The organism is Dactylosporangium sp. CA-052675 (assembly GCF_050947935.1).
Lineage (GTDB): Bacteria > Actinomycetota > Actinomycetes > Mycobacteriales > Micromonosporaceae > Dactylosporangium.
On sequence record NZ_CP192010.1, the window covers coordinates 4,134,133 to 4,149,833 of the forward strand.

The 15,701-nt window shown below is 75.6% G+C and carries 14 protein-coding genes; 6 read left to right on the plus strand and 8 right to left on the minus strand.

What is annotated here, in order from left to right:
* Window positions 1–493: 493 nt before the first annotated feature.
* Entirely contained in the window at window positions 494–1,270 is a 777-nt protein-coding gene (locus tag ACQP1P_RS18985; RefSeq protein ID WP_433088011.1) for an MEDS domain-containing protein, read from the plus strand.
* A complete protein-coding gene (locus tag ACQP1P_RS18990; RefSeq protein ID WP_433088012.1) occupies window positions 1,267–2,223 on the plus strand; it encodes an anti-sigma factor RsbA family regulatory protein in 957 nt (318 codons plus the stop codon). The genes ACQP1P_RS18985 and ACQP1P_RS18990 overlap by 4 nt, the downstream gene beginning before the upstream one ends.
* 102 nt (window positions 2,224–2,325) lie before the next feature.
* Here the strand turns inward: ACQP1P_RS18990 and ACQP1P_RS18995 are convergent, their stop codons facing one another.
* Entirely contained in the window at window positions 2,326–4,653 is a 2,328-nt protein-coding gene (locus tag ACQP1P_RS18995; protein WP_433088013.1) for a putative bifunctional diguanylate cyclase/phosphodiesterase, read from the minus strand.
* Between the two features lie 320 nt (window positions 4,654–4,973).
* On the opposite strand from ACQP1P_RS18995, the gene ACQP1P_RS19000 reads away from it, so the two are divergent.
* Window positions 4,974–6,137: a chitosanase gene (locus tag ACQP1P_RS19000; protein ID WP_433088014.1), complete on the plus strand. Its 1,164-nt coding sequence runs from the start codon at window positions 4,974–4,976 to the stop codon at window positions 6,135–6,137.
* 60 nt (window positions 6,138–6,197) lie between these two features.
* Here the strand turns inward: ACQP1P_RS19000 and ACQP1P_RS19005 are convergent, their stop codons facing one another.
* Genes ACQP1P_RS19005 through ACQP1P_RS19020 form a run of 4 tightly spaced genes read right to left on the minus strand, consistent with a single transcriptional unit; the run spans window position 6,198 to window position 11,226 of the window.
* Window positions 6,198–7,535, minus strand: a complete 1,338-nt coding sequence (locus tag ACQP1P_RS19005; protein ID WP_433088015.1) for an NAD(P)/FAD-dependent oxidoreductase — start codon at window positions 7,533–7,535, stop codon at window positions 6,198–6,200.
* Window positions 7,532–8,917 carry an NAD(P)/FAD-dependent oxidoreductase gene (locus ACQP1P_RS19010; protein WP_433088016.1) on the minus strand — a complete coding sequence of 462 codons (1,386 nt, stop codon included), beginning with the start codon at window positions 8,915–8,917 and terminating at the stop codon, window positions 7,532–7,534. Before ACQP1P_RS19010 ends, ACQP1P_RS19005 begins: the two co-directional genes overlap by 4 nt.
* Window positions 8,914–10,329 (minus strand): FGGY family carbohydrate kinase, encoded by a 1,416-nt coding sequence (locus ACQP1P_RS19015; RefSeq protein ID WP_433088017.1) that lies wholly within the window; start codon window positions 10,327–10,329, stop codon window positions 8,914–8,916. The genes ACQP1P_RS19010 and ACQP1P_RS19015 overlap by 4 nt, the downstream gene beginning before the upstream one ends.
* A gap of 3 nt (window positions 10,330–10,332) precedes the next feature.
* Complete coding sequence (locus ACQP1P_RS19020) at window positions 10,333–11,226, minus strand: M56 family metallopeptidase (protein ID WP_433088018.1); 894 nt, start codon at window positions 11,224–11,226, stop codon at window positions 10,333–10,335.
* A gap of 35 nt (window positions 11,227–11,261) precedes the next feature.
* Between ACQP1P_RS19020 and ACQP1P_RS19025 the strand changes: the two genes are divergently transcribed.
* Window positions 11,262–11,645, plus strand: coding sequence for a BlaI/MecI/CopY family transcriptional regulator (locus tag ACQP1P_RS19025; protein WP_433088019.1), 384 nt, complete (start codon window positions 11,262–11,264; stop codon window positions 11,643–11,645).
* 38 nt (window positions 11,646–11,683) lie between these two features.
* The gene (locus ACQP1P_RS19030) at window positions 11,684–12,193 is read left to right on the plus strand and encodes a hypothetical protein (protein ID WP_433088020.1); all 510 of its coding nucleotides are present in this window, start codon (window positions 11,684–11,686) and stop codon (window positions 12,191–12,193) included.
* Between the two features lie 83 nt (window positions 12,194–12,276).
* Here ACQP1P_RS19030 and ACQP1P_RS19035 read toward each other — a convergent pair whose 3' ends face one another.
* Entirely contained in the window at window positions 12,277–13,107 is an 831-nt protein-coding gene (locus ACQP1P_RS19035) for an alpha/beta fold hydrolase (protein ID WP_433088021.1), read from the minus strand.
* 88 nt (window positions 13,108–13,195) lie between these two features.
* On the opposite strand from ACQP1P_RS19035, the gene ACQP1P_RS19040 reads away from it, so the two are divergent.
* Entirely contained in the window at window positions 13,196–13,951 is a 756-nt protein-coding gene (locus ACQP1P_RS19040) for an esterase/lipase family protein (protein ID WP_433088022.1), read from the plus strand.
* On the opposite strand, the gene ACQP1P_RS19045 is transcribed toward ACQP1P_RS19040, so the two are convergent.
* Both ACQP1P_RS19045 and ACQP1P_RS19050 read right to left on the minus strand, forming a co-directional pair.
* Complete coding sequence (locus tag ACQP1P_RS19045; RefSeq protein WP_433088023.1) at window positions 13,948–14,763, minus strand: ABC transporter permease; 816 nt, start codon at window positions 14,761–14,763, stop codon at window positions 13,948–13,950. The genes ACQP1P_RS19040 and ACQP1P_RS19045 overlap by 4 nt on opposite strands.
* The gene (locus ACQP1P_RS19050) at window positions 14,760–15,665 is read right to left on the minus strand and encodes an ABC transporter ATP-binding protein (protein ID WP_433088024.1); all 906 of its coding nucleotides are present in this window, start codon (window positions 15,663–15,665) and stop codon (window positions 14,760–14,762) included. Before ACQP1P_RS19050 ends, ACQP1P_RS19045 begins: the two co-directional genes overlap by 4 nt.
* Window positions 15,666–15,701: the final 36 nt, after the last annotated feature.

Sequence of the window (15,701 nt, forward strand, 5' to 3'; positions counted from 1 at the left end):
CCCCTTCACCCAAAAACCGATCTGTGCCGAACGCGTTCACCCGAAACCTGCCCACGCAGAGCGACATCATCGAAAGGCGGGAGTGCGGGGTGCGAGTCGGGGCGGCGGAGTGCGGTATGCGGGGTGCACTCGGGGAGGCGGGCGAGTCGAGAGGCGGAATGTACGAGTGCCAACCGAGTTGCCAAGGTGGACTGCGAGGTGCGCATCGCCAGAGCGAGGCGTGCGGCGTGCGTATGCGCGAAGACGCGCTCAGGCGGGCCGCGAAGCCGAAGAACCCCCCGTGCGCACGTGAAGCCGACGAGCACCCGCGCGCAGGTGAAGCGGAAGCGTACCCGAGCGCAGGTGAAGCGGAAACGCAACCCGAAGCGCGCCAGAGCGCGCGTGATGCCGACGCGCATCACCCGAGCGCGCCAGGCCGGGGCGCAGCCGAGAGTAAGGGGAACGGTCCGCGGTGGGCCTTTCACGGGCCACGTCCAGGCGCTAGGCTCTCACGGTGCGTAACCTCGCCACGGACCAGCATATTTGCTGGACGTACGACGACCCAAAGCAACTGTACGACTACGCACGGTCATATCTCGACGCCGGGCTCGCGGCCGGGCAGCGGGCCTGGTTCGCCGGCCTCGCCGACCCGGGCTGGCTGCCCGACGGCGCCGAGTTCGTCTCGCTCGAGTCCACCTACGCGGCCGGCGCCGTCGTCGACCCGAAGGCCCAGGTCGCCGCGTACGCCGCCGCCACCGAAGCGGCGCTCGCCGCCGGGCACACCGGGCTACGGGTGTTCGCCGACTGCGCCGCGCTCGTGCGCACCGACGCCGAGCTGGACGCCTTCGCGCGGTACGAGGCCCTGGTCGACCGTTTCATCGCCGTCGCCCCGATGCAGGCCGTGTGCGCGCTGCATCGGGCCGAGGCCGGCGAGCGGGCCGTCGGCGAGCTCGCCTGCCTGCACCCGCGCACCAACGCCACCGAGGCCCGGTTCACGCTGCGCGGCGACCCGTACGCGTCCGGCACGGCGCTGCTCAGCGGCGAGCTCGACAACGGCGCCGACCTGCTGTTTCCCGTCGCGCTTGATCGGGTAGCACCACATCCTGAGCACGGGCAGATCGTGTTCGACGCGCACGGCCTGCACTTCGTCGACCACCGGGCGCTGCTGCACCTGCAGCGTTACGCGGAGCGGCGGGACGTCACCGTGGTGCTGCGCACCTCGCTGGCGACCGCGGCGCGCCTGGTCGAGCTGCTTCGGCTGGCGCGGATTCGGATAGAGGCGGCGGGATGAGGACGGGGGCCGGGGCCGGGCACACCGGCTACCTGCACGAGGCGGTGTGCTACGACTCCGACGAGCACCTGCTCGCCGTGGTCGTGCCCTTCCTGCTGGGCGGGGTCGAGGCCGGCGAGCCCACGCTGGTCTCGTTCGGCGCGCGCAACGCGGCCCTGGTCCGCGACGCCCTGCCGGCCGGCTGCCCGGTGACGTTCCTGCCCGGCGGCGACGTCTACGCGCGCCCGGCCGGGGCCATCCGCTCCTACCGCGACCTGCTCGCCCGCCAGGTGGCCGCCGGCGCCGGGCAGATCCGCATCGTCGGCGAGCTCGGCCGCGAGGTGCTCGGCGACACCTGGGACTGGTGGGCCCGCTACGAGTCGGCGATCAACCACGCGTACGACGACTTCCCGCTGTGGAGCATGTGCGCGTACGACACCCGCAGCGCGCCCGCCCACGTGCTCGCCGACGTGCTGCGCACCCACCCCCGGACCGCCGGGCCCGGCGGGCGGCACACGGTCAACGACGAGTACACCGACCCCGAGACGTTCCTGCTGGAGAACCGGCCCGAGGTCGCCGACCCGCTGCAGTGGCATCCGCCGGCCGTCGACGTGCTCGATGCGCCGGCCGAGGAGGCCCGCCGGATCGTGCGCGCGGCCGGCGAGGGCCGGGTCGGCGGGGCGCGGCTGGACGACCTCACGCTCGCGGTGAGCGAGATCGTGGCGAACGCCGTCCGGTACGGCCGGCCGTCGACCCGCCTGCGCGTGTGGGCCGCCGACGGGCGCGTGGTCGTGTCCGTCGCCGACACCGGCGCCGGCCCGAAGGACCCGTTCGCGGGGCTGCTGCCCGCGGCCAGCGAGCACTCCGCCGGCTTCGGGCTGTGGATCACCCATCAGGTCTGCGACCACGTCAGCCTGCAGCGCACACCCGAGGGCTTCACCGTCCGGATGACCGTGAAGCACGAGACCGGATGACCGTGAAGCACGAGACCGGACGGCCGTGAAGCACGAGACCGGACGGCCGTGAAGCACGAGACCGGACGGCCGTGAAGCACGAGACCGGATGACCGTGAGCACCTACACGGGCTGGGCCGCCGGCTCGAGCCGAGCCTCGAGCTCCTCCGGGGCGAGCGGGCGGGCGTAGAGGTACCCCTGCCCGAGCTCGTACCCCTGCCGCCGCAGCAACTCCGCCTGCGCCGGGGTCTCGATGCCCTCCGCGACCGCCGCGAGATCGAGCGTCTTCGCGATGTGGATGACCGCCTGGGCGACGGCGGCCGGCCGGCCCGCGGTCGTGATCTCCTCCACGAAGCTGCGGTCGAGCTTGAGCGTGGTGACGGGGCAGGTCAGCAGCAGCCCGAGCGACGACGCGGCGGTGCCGAAGTCGTCCAGCGCGATGCGCACACCGAGCGTCCGCAGCTCGTGCAGGGTCGCGATCGCCTGCCCGTCGTTGAGCACCGCGGTCTCGGTGACCTCGACGAGCAGCCGCTGCGCCGGCAGCCCGGCCGCGGCCAGGGCGGCGCGCACGTCGTCGACGAACCCGGGGTCCTGCAGCTGGCGGCCGGCCACGTTGACGGTGATCGAGCGCAGGGCGTCGTCGCCGTACCGTCGCAGCCACTGCGACGCCTGCCGGCACGCCTCGCGCAGGGCCCAGCGGCCCAGCGGCACGATCAGGCCGCACTGCTCGGCGACGGGGATGAACTCGGCCGGCGAGACCGGGCCCCGGGTCGGGTGCTCGAAGCGCATCAGCGCCTCGGCCCCGAACAGCGCGCCGTCCTCGAGCCGGACGATCGGCTGGTACCGCAGGTAGAGCCGATCGGTCCCGATGGCGTCACGCAGATCCGCGCCGAGCTCGGCGTGCGCCTGGATGCGGGCCGCCATGTCCGGCGTGTAGCCCACGGAGTTGCCCTTGCCGCGGTCCTTCGCGGCGTACATCGCGATGTCGGCCTTGCGCAGCAGGGTGCCCAGGTCGTCGCCGGCCCCGGCGGGCGCGACGCCGATGCTGGCGTGCACGAGCAGGTGGTGCCCGGCCGCGTTCACGGGCGGCACGAGCAGCGACAGCACCCGCTCCGCGGCCCGGTCGGCGTCCCCGCCCGGCGCGTGGCGCAGCAGGACCGCGAACTCGTCCCCGCCCAGGCGGGCCACGACGTCGCCGCCGCGCACCGCGGCCCGCAGCCGCTCGGCGACCGCCACGAGCACGGCGTCGCCGACGTCGTGCCCGAGCGTGTCGTTCACCTCTTTGAAGTCGTCGAGGTCGATGAGCAGCACGGCCGCGCTCGCGTCCTGGGTCAGGGCCTCGTCGACGATCGCGCTGAACCCGGCCCGGTTGGCCAGGCCGGTGAGGGTGTCGTGGGTCGCCTGGTGCTGCAGCTGCTGCTCGTGCCGGCTGACCGAGTCGAGCAGGTGCGCGTTGTCCCGCAGGGCGAACAGCTGCCGCGCGACCACGATCCCGGTGATGAGGATGGCCCCGAGCGCCACCGGCGCGATGTCGACGACGCCCTCGTCCCGCCCCGCGCGGAAGCTCTGCACCGCGAGCAGCAGCGAGGTGGCCGCGACGGCGACGTACGGCAGCGTCGAGAACCGCCGCTGCCGCCGCGCGCCGGCCCGGGGAGCGGCGGGCTCGTCGCTGCGGCGGCGCTGGACGTGCGCGGACCAGGTGACGACGAGCATGTTCACGATGATGCTGATCGGTTGCAGCCCGATCCAGCGCGGCTGGTTGGTGATCGGCGCCGCCGCGGAGGCGAACACGCCGATGAGGATGGTGAGCGCCAGCAGCCGCAGCGACGCCGAGGTCACCGGCCCGCTGCCGACCATCACCACCTTCATCACCGCGACCAGCGCCAGCAGGCAGACCAGGGAGATCAGCAGGATCCCCAGGAACTTGGGCAGGTCGGTGTGGCTCTGCGCGAGCGGCCGGAGCACCAGGTGCCACAGGAACAGCGCCGCGCCGGCCGTGACGGTCGCCCCGTCCAGCGTGAGCCGCATCCACTCGTTGCGGCTGCGCTCGCCCACGGGGAGCCGCAGCAGCGCCCACATCACGATCAGCAGCGCGACGGCGAGCAGCGGCACGGCGGTACCGACGAGGAGCAACGGGTGCGAGGACCATTGGGCGAACGTGGCCGCGGTCATGAGGCTGGCCCCGGCGAGCACGAGCACCTCGACGACGCTGAGGGTCGCCCAGAACCGCCGCGCGGCCGGGTGCAGCCCCGGCGTGCGGGCCACCCGCAGCGTGGTGACCATGGCGACCACGCTGGTCGCGGGCACCGTGAGCCACATCAGCACCTTCGGCGCCGGCAGCCCCGCGGCGAAGAACACGGTCCAGACACAGCCGAGGCCGAAGATCGCGAGGCAGGCGATCAGCAACGGCCGCGTGTCGGCGCGCTCGGCCCGCAGATCTGTGTCGCCCATGCCGCCGCGCCTCCCTCTGGTCCGTCCGATCGGCCGCCTGCTAGATCGGTCGCCGCGCCAGGATATGAAGGAAACGCCTGTAGCCCCATCGGTCGATCCGCCACCACGGGTCACGGCCCGGTTGCGCGCCGCCGACCGCCGCGCGAGCGCCGCCGCTGTCGATCGGCGTCGCCCGTTTCGCGTTCGTCGCGGGGCGGGAGCGGGGTGGTTGCCGGGATCATGGGCGCCTCCGGGTGTGCCGATGCTCACGCCGACCGGGACTCCGACGGACGGGCAGGGATGGCATGGCGGCACGGCGCACGGTGGCAGGGATCGGGGCAGTGATCGCGGGGGTGGCGCTCGGGGCGCCCGGCGCGTACGCGGCGGACGCCGTGGTGTCCAAGGGCCGGCCCGCGGCCGCGTCGGCGGGCAGTGCGGCGCGCGCGGTCGACGGGAAGACCTCGACGCGGTGGACGACCAGTGGGCGCGGCGCGCAGTGGCTGCGGGTCGACCTCGGCGCCGTGAGCGCCGTCAGCCGCGTCAAGCTGTCCTGGGGTTCCGCCTTCGCCAAGGTGTACCGCCTGGAGACCTCCGCCGACGGGAGCACCTGGACGCCGTTGTACGCCACCGGCTCCGGCGACGGCCGGACCGACGACCTCGGCGGCCTCGGCGGCACCGGGCGCTACGTGCGGCTGACGGCGACCCCGCGCGACGCGAAGGGACTCGCGCTGGGCGAACTGCAGGTCTACGGGCACCGGGCCGAGGCGGCCCCGGCCCCGGCCCCGCCCCCGACGCCGGTGACCGGGGCGGAGCTGAGCACGGACGTCGCCATGCGGCTGGTGTCCTCGGCGGAGAACTCCAGCCTCGACTGGCAGGCCCAGTACCAGTACATCGAGGACATCGGGGACGGCCGCGGGTACACCGGCGGCATCATCGGCTTCTGCTCCGGCACCGGCGACATGCTCGAGGTCGTCGAGGCCTACACCGCGGCCGTGCCCGGCAACGTGCTGGCGAAGTACCTGCCGGCCCTGCGCGGCGTCAACGGCACCGCCGCGCACACCGGCCTCGGCGCGGCCTTCGTCGCCGACTGGAAGCGCGCCGCGGCCGACCCGGCGATGCGCAAGGCCCAGGACGACGAGCGCGACCGGGTGTACCTCAACCCGGCCATCGCCCAGGCCAAGGCCGACGGGCTGCGGGCGCTGGGCCAGTTCGCCTACTTCGACGCGCTCGTCATGCACGGCCCCGGCAACGACGCCGCCAGCTTCGGCGGCATCCGCAAGGCGGCCCTGGCCAAGGCGAAGAGCCCGGCCCAGGGCGGCGACGAGACCGCGTACCTCAACGCGTTCCTCGACGCCCGGGTCGCCGCGATGCGCACCGAGGAGGCGCACGGCGACACGAGCCGCGTCGACACCGCCCAGCGCGCGTTCCTGGCCGCGGGCAACCTCGACCTGCGGCTGCCGCTGGCGTGGAAGGTGTACGGCGACTCGTACACCATCACCGCCTGACCTCCGCCTGACCGAACGGCCTCTCGGGGCGCCCGGGCCGGGCACGGCGGGCCGCGGCCGTCATGGGCCGAGCGTGAGGTGGACCGGGCCGCCGGCCGGGTCGGCGGCCCGGACCAGCGCGTACGGCACCCGGAACACCCGCCCGGGGGCGGCCGGCCAGGGCAGGCGCCGCGAGCCGAGCCGGCGGCCGTCCTGCGTGGCGGTGACGCGGGGGAGGCGGCGGTGCTCGGCGGTCCACAGCAGCAGCCGGTCCCGGGCCGGCGGCGGGCCGCCCGGGTGGATGAGCTGCGGGGCCACCCACCGCAGCGGCGGCTCCGCGACCAGCTCGACGCCGGCGCTCCCGGCCCGCCCGGCGCCGGCGGTGCCCGACCGCTCGACGCCGGGGCTTCCGGGCCGCCCGGCGCCGGGGCTTCCGGGCCACTCGGCGCCGGGGCTTCCGGGCTGCCCGGCGTCGGTGGTGCCGGGCCGCCCGGCGCCGGCCAGGTGCCGCAGCACGGCGGCGGCGACGTGGCGGCCGTCGAGCGCGGCGACGTCGGCCGTGTCGACCGGGTGCAGCAGGTTGCCGGCCGCGAAGACGCCGGGGCGGCTCGTGCGCAGGGCGGCGTCGACGCGGGGGCCGAGCGTCGCCGGGTCGAGCGCGAGCCCGGCCGCGCGGGCCAGCTCGTGGTCGGGGATCCAGTCGCCGGTGAGCACGACGGTGTCGCACGCGACGTGCTCGCGGCGCCCGGTGCGCAGGTCCTCCAGCTCCACAGTGGACACCCGGCCGCGCCCGTGGATGGCGGCCACGCGGGTGCGGGTGCGCACCGGGCGCAGCGGCAGCCGCAGCTCGGGCCGGGGCCGCTCGGTGGTGAGCAGGACCGTCCGGCAGCCGGCCGCGCGCAGGGTGAGCACCGCCGACCAGCTCACGAGCTCGGCCCCGACGACGACCGCGCGGCGGCCGACGGCCCGGTGGTGCAGGTGGACGAGCTGCTGGAGCTGCCCGGTGGTGTAGACGCCGGCCGGCCGGTCGCCGGGGATTCCCCGCGCGGGCCGGGGGCGCTCGCGGGCGCCGGTGGCGAGCACGATCGCGTCGGCGGTCACCGTGCGCCGCCCGCGTGGCGAGGTCACCTCGAGCGCGCGGTCGCCGGCCCAGCCGGTCACCATCGCCTCGGTCTCCAGCACCGCCCCGGCCGCCGCGGCCCGCCCCGCGAGACGCTGCGCATAGGACGGTCCACTGAGGACCCGGTGCAGGTCCCGGATGCCGTACCCGCTGTGCGCACTGTGCCGCGCGATCCCCCCGGGCGCGGCCTCCCGCTCGAGCACGAGCACCGTGCCGTCCACGCGCCCGGCCAGGGCCGCGGCCGCCGCCAGCCCGGCGGGCCCGCCCCCGACGATCGCGACGCGCACGTGCTCGCTCACCGCGGCCCCCCGTGCGACTCGGCCAGGGCCGCGACCTCGGCACCGCAGAAGAACCCCTGGCAGCGGCCGTTCATCGCGCGGGTCCGGCGCCGCAGGCCGTCCACGGTGGACGGCGGGATCGGCGCGGCGAAGGCGTCGCGGATCTCGCCCCGCGTCACCCGCTCGCAGAAGCACACGATCCGGCCGTACTGCGGGTCGGCCGCGATCGCCGCGGCGTCCTGGTAGGGCCGCCGCCCCGCCTCGCCGAGGTTCGGCATCCGGGGCGGGGGCGGCAGGCCGGGGCGCTCGGCCAGGTCCAGCACCCCGTCGACGAGGGACGCGACGTGCTCGGCGATGGCCAGGCACGCGGTGAGACCGGTCGAGCGGATGCCGCCGGCGAGCACGTACCGGCGGGACTCGTCCACGTCGATCAGGTAGTCCTCGGCGTCGATCGCGGCGCGCAGGCCCGCGTAGGCGGCCGTGACCTCCTCGTCCAGCAGCGACGGCATGAGCGCGGCGCCCTTCTCGCGCAGGAACGCGAACCCGGCCTCGGAGGTGCCGGTGGCCGCCCGGTCCTCGAGGTCCTCGGCGGTCGGGCCGAGCATCACGTTGCCGTAGATCGTCGGGCTGATGAGCACGCCCTTGCCCGCCCTGGACGGCACCGGCAGGACGATCCGCGGCGCCTTGGGCCGGGCGAGCTTGTCGAACACGAGCAGCTCGCCGCGGCGGGGCGTGACGGTGAACCGTTCGTGGCCGAAGAGCCGGTCGACGGCGTCGGAGCCGAGACCCGCCGCGTTGACGACCCAGCGCGCCCCGATGTCGCCGTGCCCGGTGCTCAGCCAGGTGTGCGTGCCGTCGTCGCGCACGGCGGTGACGCGGTGGCCGCGCAGCAGGGTGACGCCGCGCAGCACCGCCTCGGTCGCGAGGGCCAGGTTCGTCGTCCACGTGCAGGTGATGGACTCGCCCGGCACCGTGAGGCCGCCGAGGGCGCCGGGGGCCAGGTCGGGCACCTCGTGGTACACCTGCCGGGAATCGACGATCGAGCACTCGGCGCGGCCGTTGCGCCGGGCCTTGTCCCGCAGGCCGGGCAGGGCCGCGACCTGCTCGTCGTCCCACGCGACCAGCAGCGCGCCGGTGCGCTCCACGGGGATGCCGGTCGCCGCGGCGTAGTCGCCGAGCAGGTGGTAGCCGCGGGCGACCAGGCGCGCCTCGAGCGTGCCCGGCTTCGCGTCGAAGCCGGTGTGCAGGATCGCGGTGTTGGCCTTGCTCGTGCCGTCGCCGACGTCGTCGCGGGCCTCGACCAGGACCGTCGACAGGCGCGTGGCCCCGAAGCGCCGGGCGATCGCCGAGCCGACGAGGCCCGCGCCGATGACGGCGACGTCGAAGGTGCGCGGGGCGGTCACGCCGCGGCCCTCGCGGCCTCGGCGTGCCAGCGGGCCAGGTGTTCGGCGGCCCGGTCCGGGGGCCACGCGGGTTCGAAGGTGGCCGCTGGGCGCCAGCCGCCGGTCGCGTCCACGATGGACAGTGCGGGGTCCAGGGCGAGGCGGGCGCAGGCGGCGGCGCCCAGGGCGGTCGCGTGCGGGGACGGGTACACCTCGATCGGCAGCTGCGCGAGGTCGGCCTGGGCCTGCATGAGCACGCGGGACCGGGTGAGCCCGCCGTCCACGCGCAGGCGGGTCAGCGGGGTGCCGAGGTCGTCGCCGGTGAGCGCGACGAGCGCGGCGACCTGGGCGGCGATGCCCTCCAGCACCGCGCGCACCAGGTGGCCCCGGCCGGTGCTCAGCGTCATCCCGGTCAGCGACGCCGTCGCCGACGCGCTCCACCACGGCGCGGCCAGCCCGGCGAGGGCGGGCACGCAGAGCACGCCGCCGCCGTCGGGGGCCGCGACCGCGTCGAGCTCGGCGGCGCCGCCGATCAGGCCCAGGTCGGCGAGCCAGCGCACGGCGGAGGCGGCGGTGTAGACCTGGCCGTCGGCGCAGTACGCGGTGGTGTCCCGCAGCCGCCAGGCGACCGACGTGGCCAGGCCCCGCCGCGAGCGCGCGGCGCTCGCGCCGAGCTGGGCCAGCAGGAACGCGCCGGTGCCGTAGGTGCACTTGGCGGTGCCCGGCTCCAGGCACGCCTCGGCCAGCAGCGCGGCCTGCTGGTCGACGACGAGCCCGGTGACGGGGACCTCGCCGCCGAACGCCGCGGTGGTGCCCACGATCCGGTCGCTCGGCACGATCTCGGGCAGCTCCTCGCCGCCGAGGCCGAAGAGGTCGAGCAGCTCCTCGCTCCACGCGACCCGGTCGAGGTCGAGCAGCAGGGATCGGCTCGCCGTGGACGCGTCGGTGACGAACGCGCCGCAGAGCCGGTGGACGAGCCAGGTGTCGGTGGTGGTGACGACGCCCCCGGCGTTGCGGTGCTCGCGCAGCCAGCGCATCTTCGGGGCCGAGAAGTACGGGTCGAGCACGAGGCCGGTCAGCTCGGCGACGCGCGGCGCGGCGCCGGCGCGGGCGGCGCAGATCGCCTCGGCGCGGCGGTCCTGCCACACGACGGCGGGGCCGAGCGGCTCGCCGGTGGCCCGGTCCCAGGGCAGCACGGTCTCACCCTGGTTGGCCAGCGCCACCGCGTCCAGCGGGACACCGGCCTCGGCGGCGGCCCTCCGCCCGGCGCCGAGCACGGAGCGCAGCAGCGCGTGCGGGTCGACCTCGACGCCGCCGCCGTCGAGGTGGACGGGGCGCAGCTGCTCCTCGGCGCTCGCGAGCACCCGCCCGGCGGCGTCCGTCACCACCGCCTTGGTGGCCGAGGTGCCCTGGTCGATCGCGAGGACGTGCACGGCTTACCGCGCGGCCGCGGCGAAGAGCTGGATCAGGTCCACGGCGGCCTCGCCGGTCCAGACGAGGGACGAGAGGCCGACCAGGACCGGGATCACGGCCAGGACCCGCGGCAGGGCGGCGGGGCGGGGGCGCAGCAGATGGCTCACCCGGCGGGGCACGATGCCGCCGACGCCCGCCGCGTGCAGGCCGGCCGGGTGCGGCGCGGTGCCGGCGAGCGCGGCGGTGCCGATGGCGTGGGCGACGGTACGGCGATCGCCCAGCGCGGCCGCGGCCCGCTCGTCCGCGGCCCGCTCGACCAGGTAGTCCACGTGGCGGCCGACCCACCACAGCGCCGGGTGCGCGGCGACGGCGAGCTCCGTGATGCGCACCAGGCGGTGGTGGCGCTCGGCGAGGTGGGCGCGCTCGTGGGCGAGGAGGGCCTCGAACTGCCGGTCGGTGAGCAGGTCCCGCATCCCGGTCGTGACCACGACGTGGCCCGGGCGGCCGGGGACCGCGAACGCGCCCGCGGTCGCGTCGGGGACCATGACCACGGGCCCGGCCGGGCCGGACGGCAGCAGGCGCAGGAGGCGGCGCTGGCGCATCCAGCGGTACGACACCGACCCGGCGGCGGCCGCGAGCAGCCCGATGCTGAGCCACGGCACCCAGGGCCGCGACGCCGTGTCGTGCGCGACGATCCGCGTGGACCAGCCCAGCGCCCGGCCGACGAACGGCACCTCGGCCGCGGCGTGCGCCGCGAACAGCGCCAGGTTGGCCGTGCTGCCGAACGCGGCCGCGGCGGCCGACCAGGCCACGGCCCGCGCCGCGGCGCCCGGGGCGAGGCGGTCGGCGAGCAGCCGGACGGCGACGACGAGCAGCGGCGGCACGGCGAGGACGGACCAGACGAAATGGTCGAACATGATTGCGGCGCACCCTTCCCGCTACAGTCGTGCCCGTGACCCCGGACGAGGCGCGACCGAGGCGGCGGCCCGGCCAGCTGGGAGCCGAGATCCTGACGGTACTCGGCTCGGCCGGGGCTCCGCTCACCCCGGGGGAGGTCCGCGACCGCGTCGATCCCGCGGGCGTCCTGTCCTACAGCGCGGTCGTCACGACGCTGACCCGGCTGCACGAGCGCGGGGCGGTGACCCGGGAGCGGGCCGGGCGGGCGTACCGGTACGGCGCGCTCAGCGACCCGGCCGGGCTCGTCGCGGATCGCCTCAGCCGCCTGCTCTCGGCCCAGTCCGACCGCGCTTCGGTGCTGCGCCGGTTCGTGAGCCGCCTGTCGGAGCAGGACGAGCGCCTGCTGCGGGATCTGCTGCGGGAGGAGCCCGACTGCTAACTTCTACACGGCTGTAGAAGTTCTCCGCGGAGGTCCTCATGACGGTGGTACTGGACGATGTCGTCCTGGTACTGCTGGCGGAGGGCCCGAGCAGCGCCTACGACCTGTGGCACCGCCACTCGGCGATCTTCGGCCCGGCCCGCCGCGTCGACCTGAGCCGCGTGATGATCAGCGTGACCCGCCTGGAACGGGCCGGTCTGCTGCGCGTGGAGGCGCCCACGACACTGCGGCACGGCAGCGGCAACCGCCTGCCGTGCTGGCTGACCGCGGAGGGCCGCCGCCGCCAGGCCGCATGGCTGTGCGCGGTGGACCCGGATACCGACGTGGACGACCTGTACGTGCGCGGGATGCTGGCGGTGGACGCCGCGAACCCGGCGACGTTCGAGCAGTTCCTGGCCAACGGCCTGACCGCGACCCGCGCGCGCATCAGCCGGCTGGCCGCCGGCGAGGACGGCGACCCGGCGGACCGGGCGCGGACCGCCTTCGACCAGGAGGTGGCGCGGGCCGTGGCCCTGTGGCTCAACCAGCTCCCCGAACACCGGCGCTAGACCTCGGGGCCGCGGTGCGCTCCGCCCGGCGGCGCCGCGGGCGCGTGCGCCGGCATCGACGGTCCGGCGCGACCACGTGAGGGTCAGGCCCGTACCGTCGCCAGGAACGACGTCGTCGCGGCGACGACCCGCTCGGGGAACTGCACGTGCGGGTAGTGCCCGGCGCCGGCGATCATGTCCAGCCGCCCCAGACCCGCCGGGAGCGCCGCGACGATCGCCTCGCCCTCGGCCCGGGGGTTCACCCAGTCCGGGTCCAGGTCGCCCTCGATGATCAGCACCGGGCAGCGGACGTTGCCGAGCTGGGCGGCGGCGTCCGCCGGCGTCGAGCGGCCCATCAGCTGGAAGGACTTCATGCGGCCCGGCTCGCGCAGCTTCGACTCGATGTGCGCCAGGCTCGCGTCCCAGTCCGCGGGGCGGGGCTGCGGGCTGGCGATCTCCAGGTAGCGCCGCCAGCGGGCGACGCTGCCGAACAGGCCGGCGCCGAGCAGGTTCAGGGCGCCCTGGCGGTAGCGCGCGACGCGGAAGGCGCCCAGGGAGTAGCTCAGCTTGCGCGTGAACGGGGCCAGCTCCACCACCGCGGTGATCAGCGAGGGGGCCTTCGCGGCGGCGATCGTGGCCGCGCCGCCCGAGATCGAGTGCCCGACCAGCACGGCCGGGCCGCCGAGGTGGGTGATCAGGGCGATCAGGTCGCCGGCGATGTCGGTCCTGGTGCAGGACGTCCAGCCCACGCTCGACTCGCCGCAGCCGCGCAGGTCCAGGGCGGCGACCCGGTAGCCGGCCGCGACCAGCAGGGGCGTCACGAAGCGGTACGCCTGGCGGTCGTTGCCGATGCCGTGGGCCAGCACGACGAGCGGGCCCGAGCCGGTCACCTCGTAGGCCAGGGTGCCGCCGTCCACGTTCAGGTACTCGGTCATCGCGTTCTCCAAGGGGCTCTGGCTAATGGCGTTAGCTAAAAGCTAATGGCATTAGCCAGTGGTGTCAAGCGCGCGTTATACATGGGGCATGAGTCCTCGGCGGCGGCTGATGTTCGCGGTGCTCGCGGCGATCGCGGTGCTGGCCGTCGGGGGACTCGCGCTGCGCGCCGTGCTGCGGCGGGAGCCGGTGCGCGTGCCGGACCAGGCGGTCCCCGGCCCGGTGCTGCTCGTGCCCGGCTACGGCGGCGGGACCGCCGGCGTGGACCGGCTCGCCGCGGCCATCCGGGCCACGGGGCGGTCGGCCACCGTGGTCGAGATGCCCGACGGTGGCACCGGGGACCTCGCCGCCCAGGCCGACGTGCTCGACGGCGCCGCGACGCGGGCCCTGCGCGCGGCGCCCTCCGTCGACGTGATCGGGTACTCCGCCGGGGGAGTCGTCGCCCGGCTCTGGGTGCGCGACCACGACGGCGTGCACAAGGCGCGTCGCGTCGTCACGCTCGGCTCGCCGCACCAGGGCGCACGGCTCGCCGCGGCCGGGGCCGCCGGGCTCCCCGGAGCGTGTCCGGCCGCCTGCCAGCAGCTCGCGCCCGGCAGCACACTGCTCAAGCAGCTGGGCCGCGGCGTGCCGAACCCGCCGCAGTGGCTGAGCATCTGGACCGAGCAGGACCAGACCGTCGTGCCGCCGGACTCGGCCCGGCTCGACGGGGCCGTGGACGTCGACATCCAGCAGGCGTGCCCGGGGCGCGAGGTCGGGCACGGGGACCTGCCCACCGACGACTACGTGACCGGGCTCGTGCTCGACGCGATCGGCACGGCCCCCATCGCCGCGCCGCCGCCCTGCTAGCTCGTGATGTCCTTGGTGGCGAAGTTCGCCCAGGCCAGGCCCAGGAACACGGCGACGTGGACCACCTGGATGCCCACGCCCCGCTCGATGTCGCGCCAGAGGATCGGCTCGCGGAAGAAGTCGATCCAGGCCAGCCAGTAGCGCGTGGGCAGATACGGGCGGATCGCGGCCGCCGCGTCCAGCGCCGTGAACAGCTGGCTCGCCACCAGCGCGGCCAGCGCGCCCAATGTGGCGCCCAGCGACGAGTCGCTCACCGTCGACAGGAACAGGGCGATCGCGCCGACGCCGAGCATCGACAGGGCGACGTACAGCGTCGCGGCCCCGATGCGCAGGATCACCTGCTGGGGGGTCAGGGCCGGTCCCGACACCGACGTCACCACCTCGGCGCCCGGTTGGGCGGGGAAGAGCGACAGGCCGATGACGTACCCGCTCAGCACGACGGCCACGACGGCGCCCAGGACGTACACCATGATCGAGACGAGCTTCGCCAGCAGCAGCCGGGTCCGGCCCACCGGGCGGGCCACGAGGTAGCGCAGCGTGCCGGCGGCCGCCTCGCCCGCGACCGCGTCGCCACCGATGATCGCCACCGAGACCGGCAGGAACAGCGGCAGCACGATCGCCAGGGCGGCCGCCGGGAACAGCGAGCCGTTGCTCAGGACCGCGGAGAGGAACGGGGGGCCCTGGGCCGCCGCGGTGCCGATCCGGGTGGTGGCCAGCAGGATCGCGACCGCGAGCGGCAGCCCGCACAGCAGCGCCAAGGAGACCAGGGTGCGCGGCCGGCGGTACAACTTGCGCAGTTCGACGAGGATCACCGTCGCTCCATCCGGTCCGTGCCCGCCCCGGTGCGCTCGAGCACGACCTGCTCCAGCGTGCGCCGCTCGGCGCCGATCTCCACCACCCGCAGCCCGGCCGCCACCAGCTGCGCGTTGAGCGCGGCCGCGTCCGGGTGGGCGACGGCGAGCCGGTCCCCGTCGCGGTCCGCCACCCGCCCGTCGAGCAGCGCGACCACCCGGTCGGCGTCGGGGCTCTCCAGCACGACCCGGCCGGTGGGCACCCGCAGCGCGGCCAGCTCGTCCTGCCCGACGAGCCGCCCGCGGTCCATGATCCCGACCCAGGTGCACAGCTGCTCGATCTCGGCGAGCAGATGACTGGACAGCAGCAGGGTGCAGCCGGCCGCGCTGATCTCCAGCAGCAGCTCCCGGATCTCGTGCATGCCCTGCGGGTCGAGCCCGTTCGTCGGCTCGTCCAGGATCAGCAGGCGCGGGGTGCGCAGCAGGGCCGAGGCGAGCCCCAGCCGCTGGCGCATGCCGAGCGAGTACGCGCGCACCGGCCGCCCGTCGACGCCGGCCAGCCCGACCCGCTCCAGCGCCTCCTCGACGCGCCGGCGACGGGTGGCGCGCACCGAGCGGCCGGCCGCGTCGAGCAGGCGCAGGTTCGCGCGGCCGGACAGGTGCCCGTACGCGGCCGGTCCCTCCACCAGCGCGCCGACGTCCGGGAGGATCTCGTGCAGCCGGCGCGGGACCGGCTTGCCCATGATCGAGATCTCCCCGCTCGTGGCGAAGACGAGGCCGAGCAGCATGCGGATCACCGTGGTCTTGCCGGAGCCGTTGGGGCCGAGCAGCCCGAACCGCGAGCCTTCCGGCACCGTGAGCTCGACGCCGTCGACGGCCCGGATGCGCCCGAAGGTCTTGCTCAGCGCGACGGTCTGGATCACCTTTGTCCCCCGGTGGCGAACTCGTTGCGGCCGAAG

What these genes read in the sequence shown, in the direction of transcription:
- ACQP1P_RS18990 (WP_433088012.1), top strand. Translation starts at nt 1,267, where the DNA reads ATGAGGACGGGGGCCGGGGCCGGGCACACCGGCTACCTGCACGAGGCG.
- ACQP1P_RS18995 (WP_433088013.1), bottom strand. Translation starts at nt 4,653, where the DNA reads ATGGGCGACACAGATCTGCGGGCCGAGCGCGCCGACACGCGGCCGTTG.
- ACQP1P_RS19020 (WP_433088018.1), bottom strand. Translation starts at nt 11,226, where the DNA reads ATGTTCGACCATTTCGTCTGGTCCGTCCTCGCCGTGCCGCCGCTGCTC.
- ACQP1P_RS19030 (WP_433088020.1), top strand. Translation starts at nt 11,684, where the DNA reads ATGACGGTGGTACTGGACGATGTCGTCCTGGTACTGCTGGCGGAGGGC.
- ACQP1P_RS19035 (WP_433088021.1), bottom strand. Translation starts at nt 13,107, where the DNA reads ATGACCGAGTACCTGAACGTGGACGGCGGCACCCTGGCCTACGAGGTG.
- ACQP1P_RS19040 (WP_433088022.1), top strand. Translation starts at nt 13,196, where the DNA reads ATGAGTCCTCGGCGGCGGCTGATGTTCGCGGTGCTCGCGGCGATCGCG.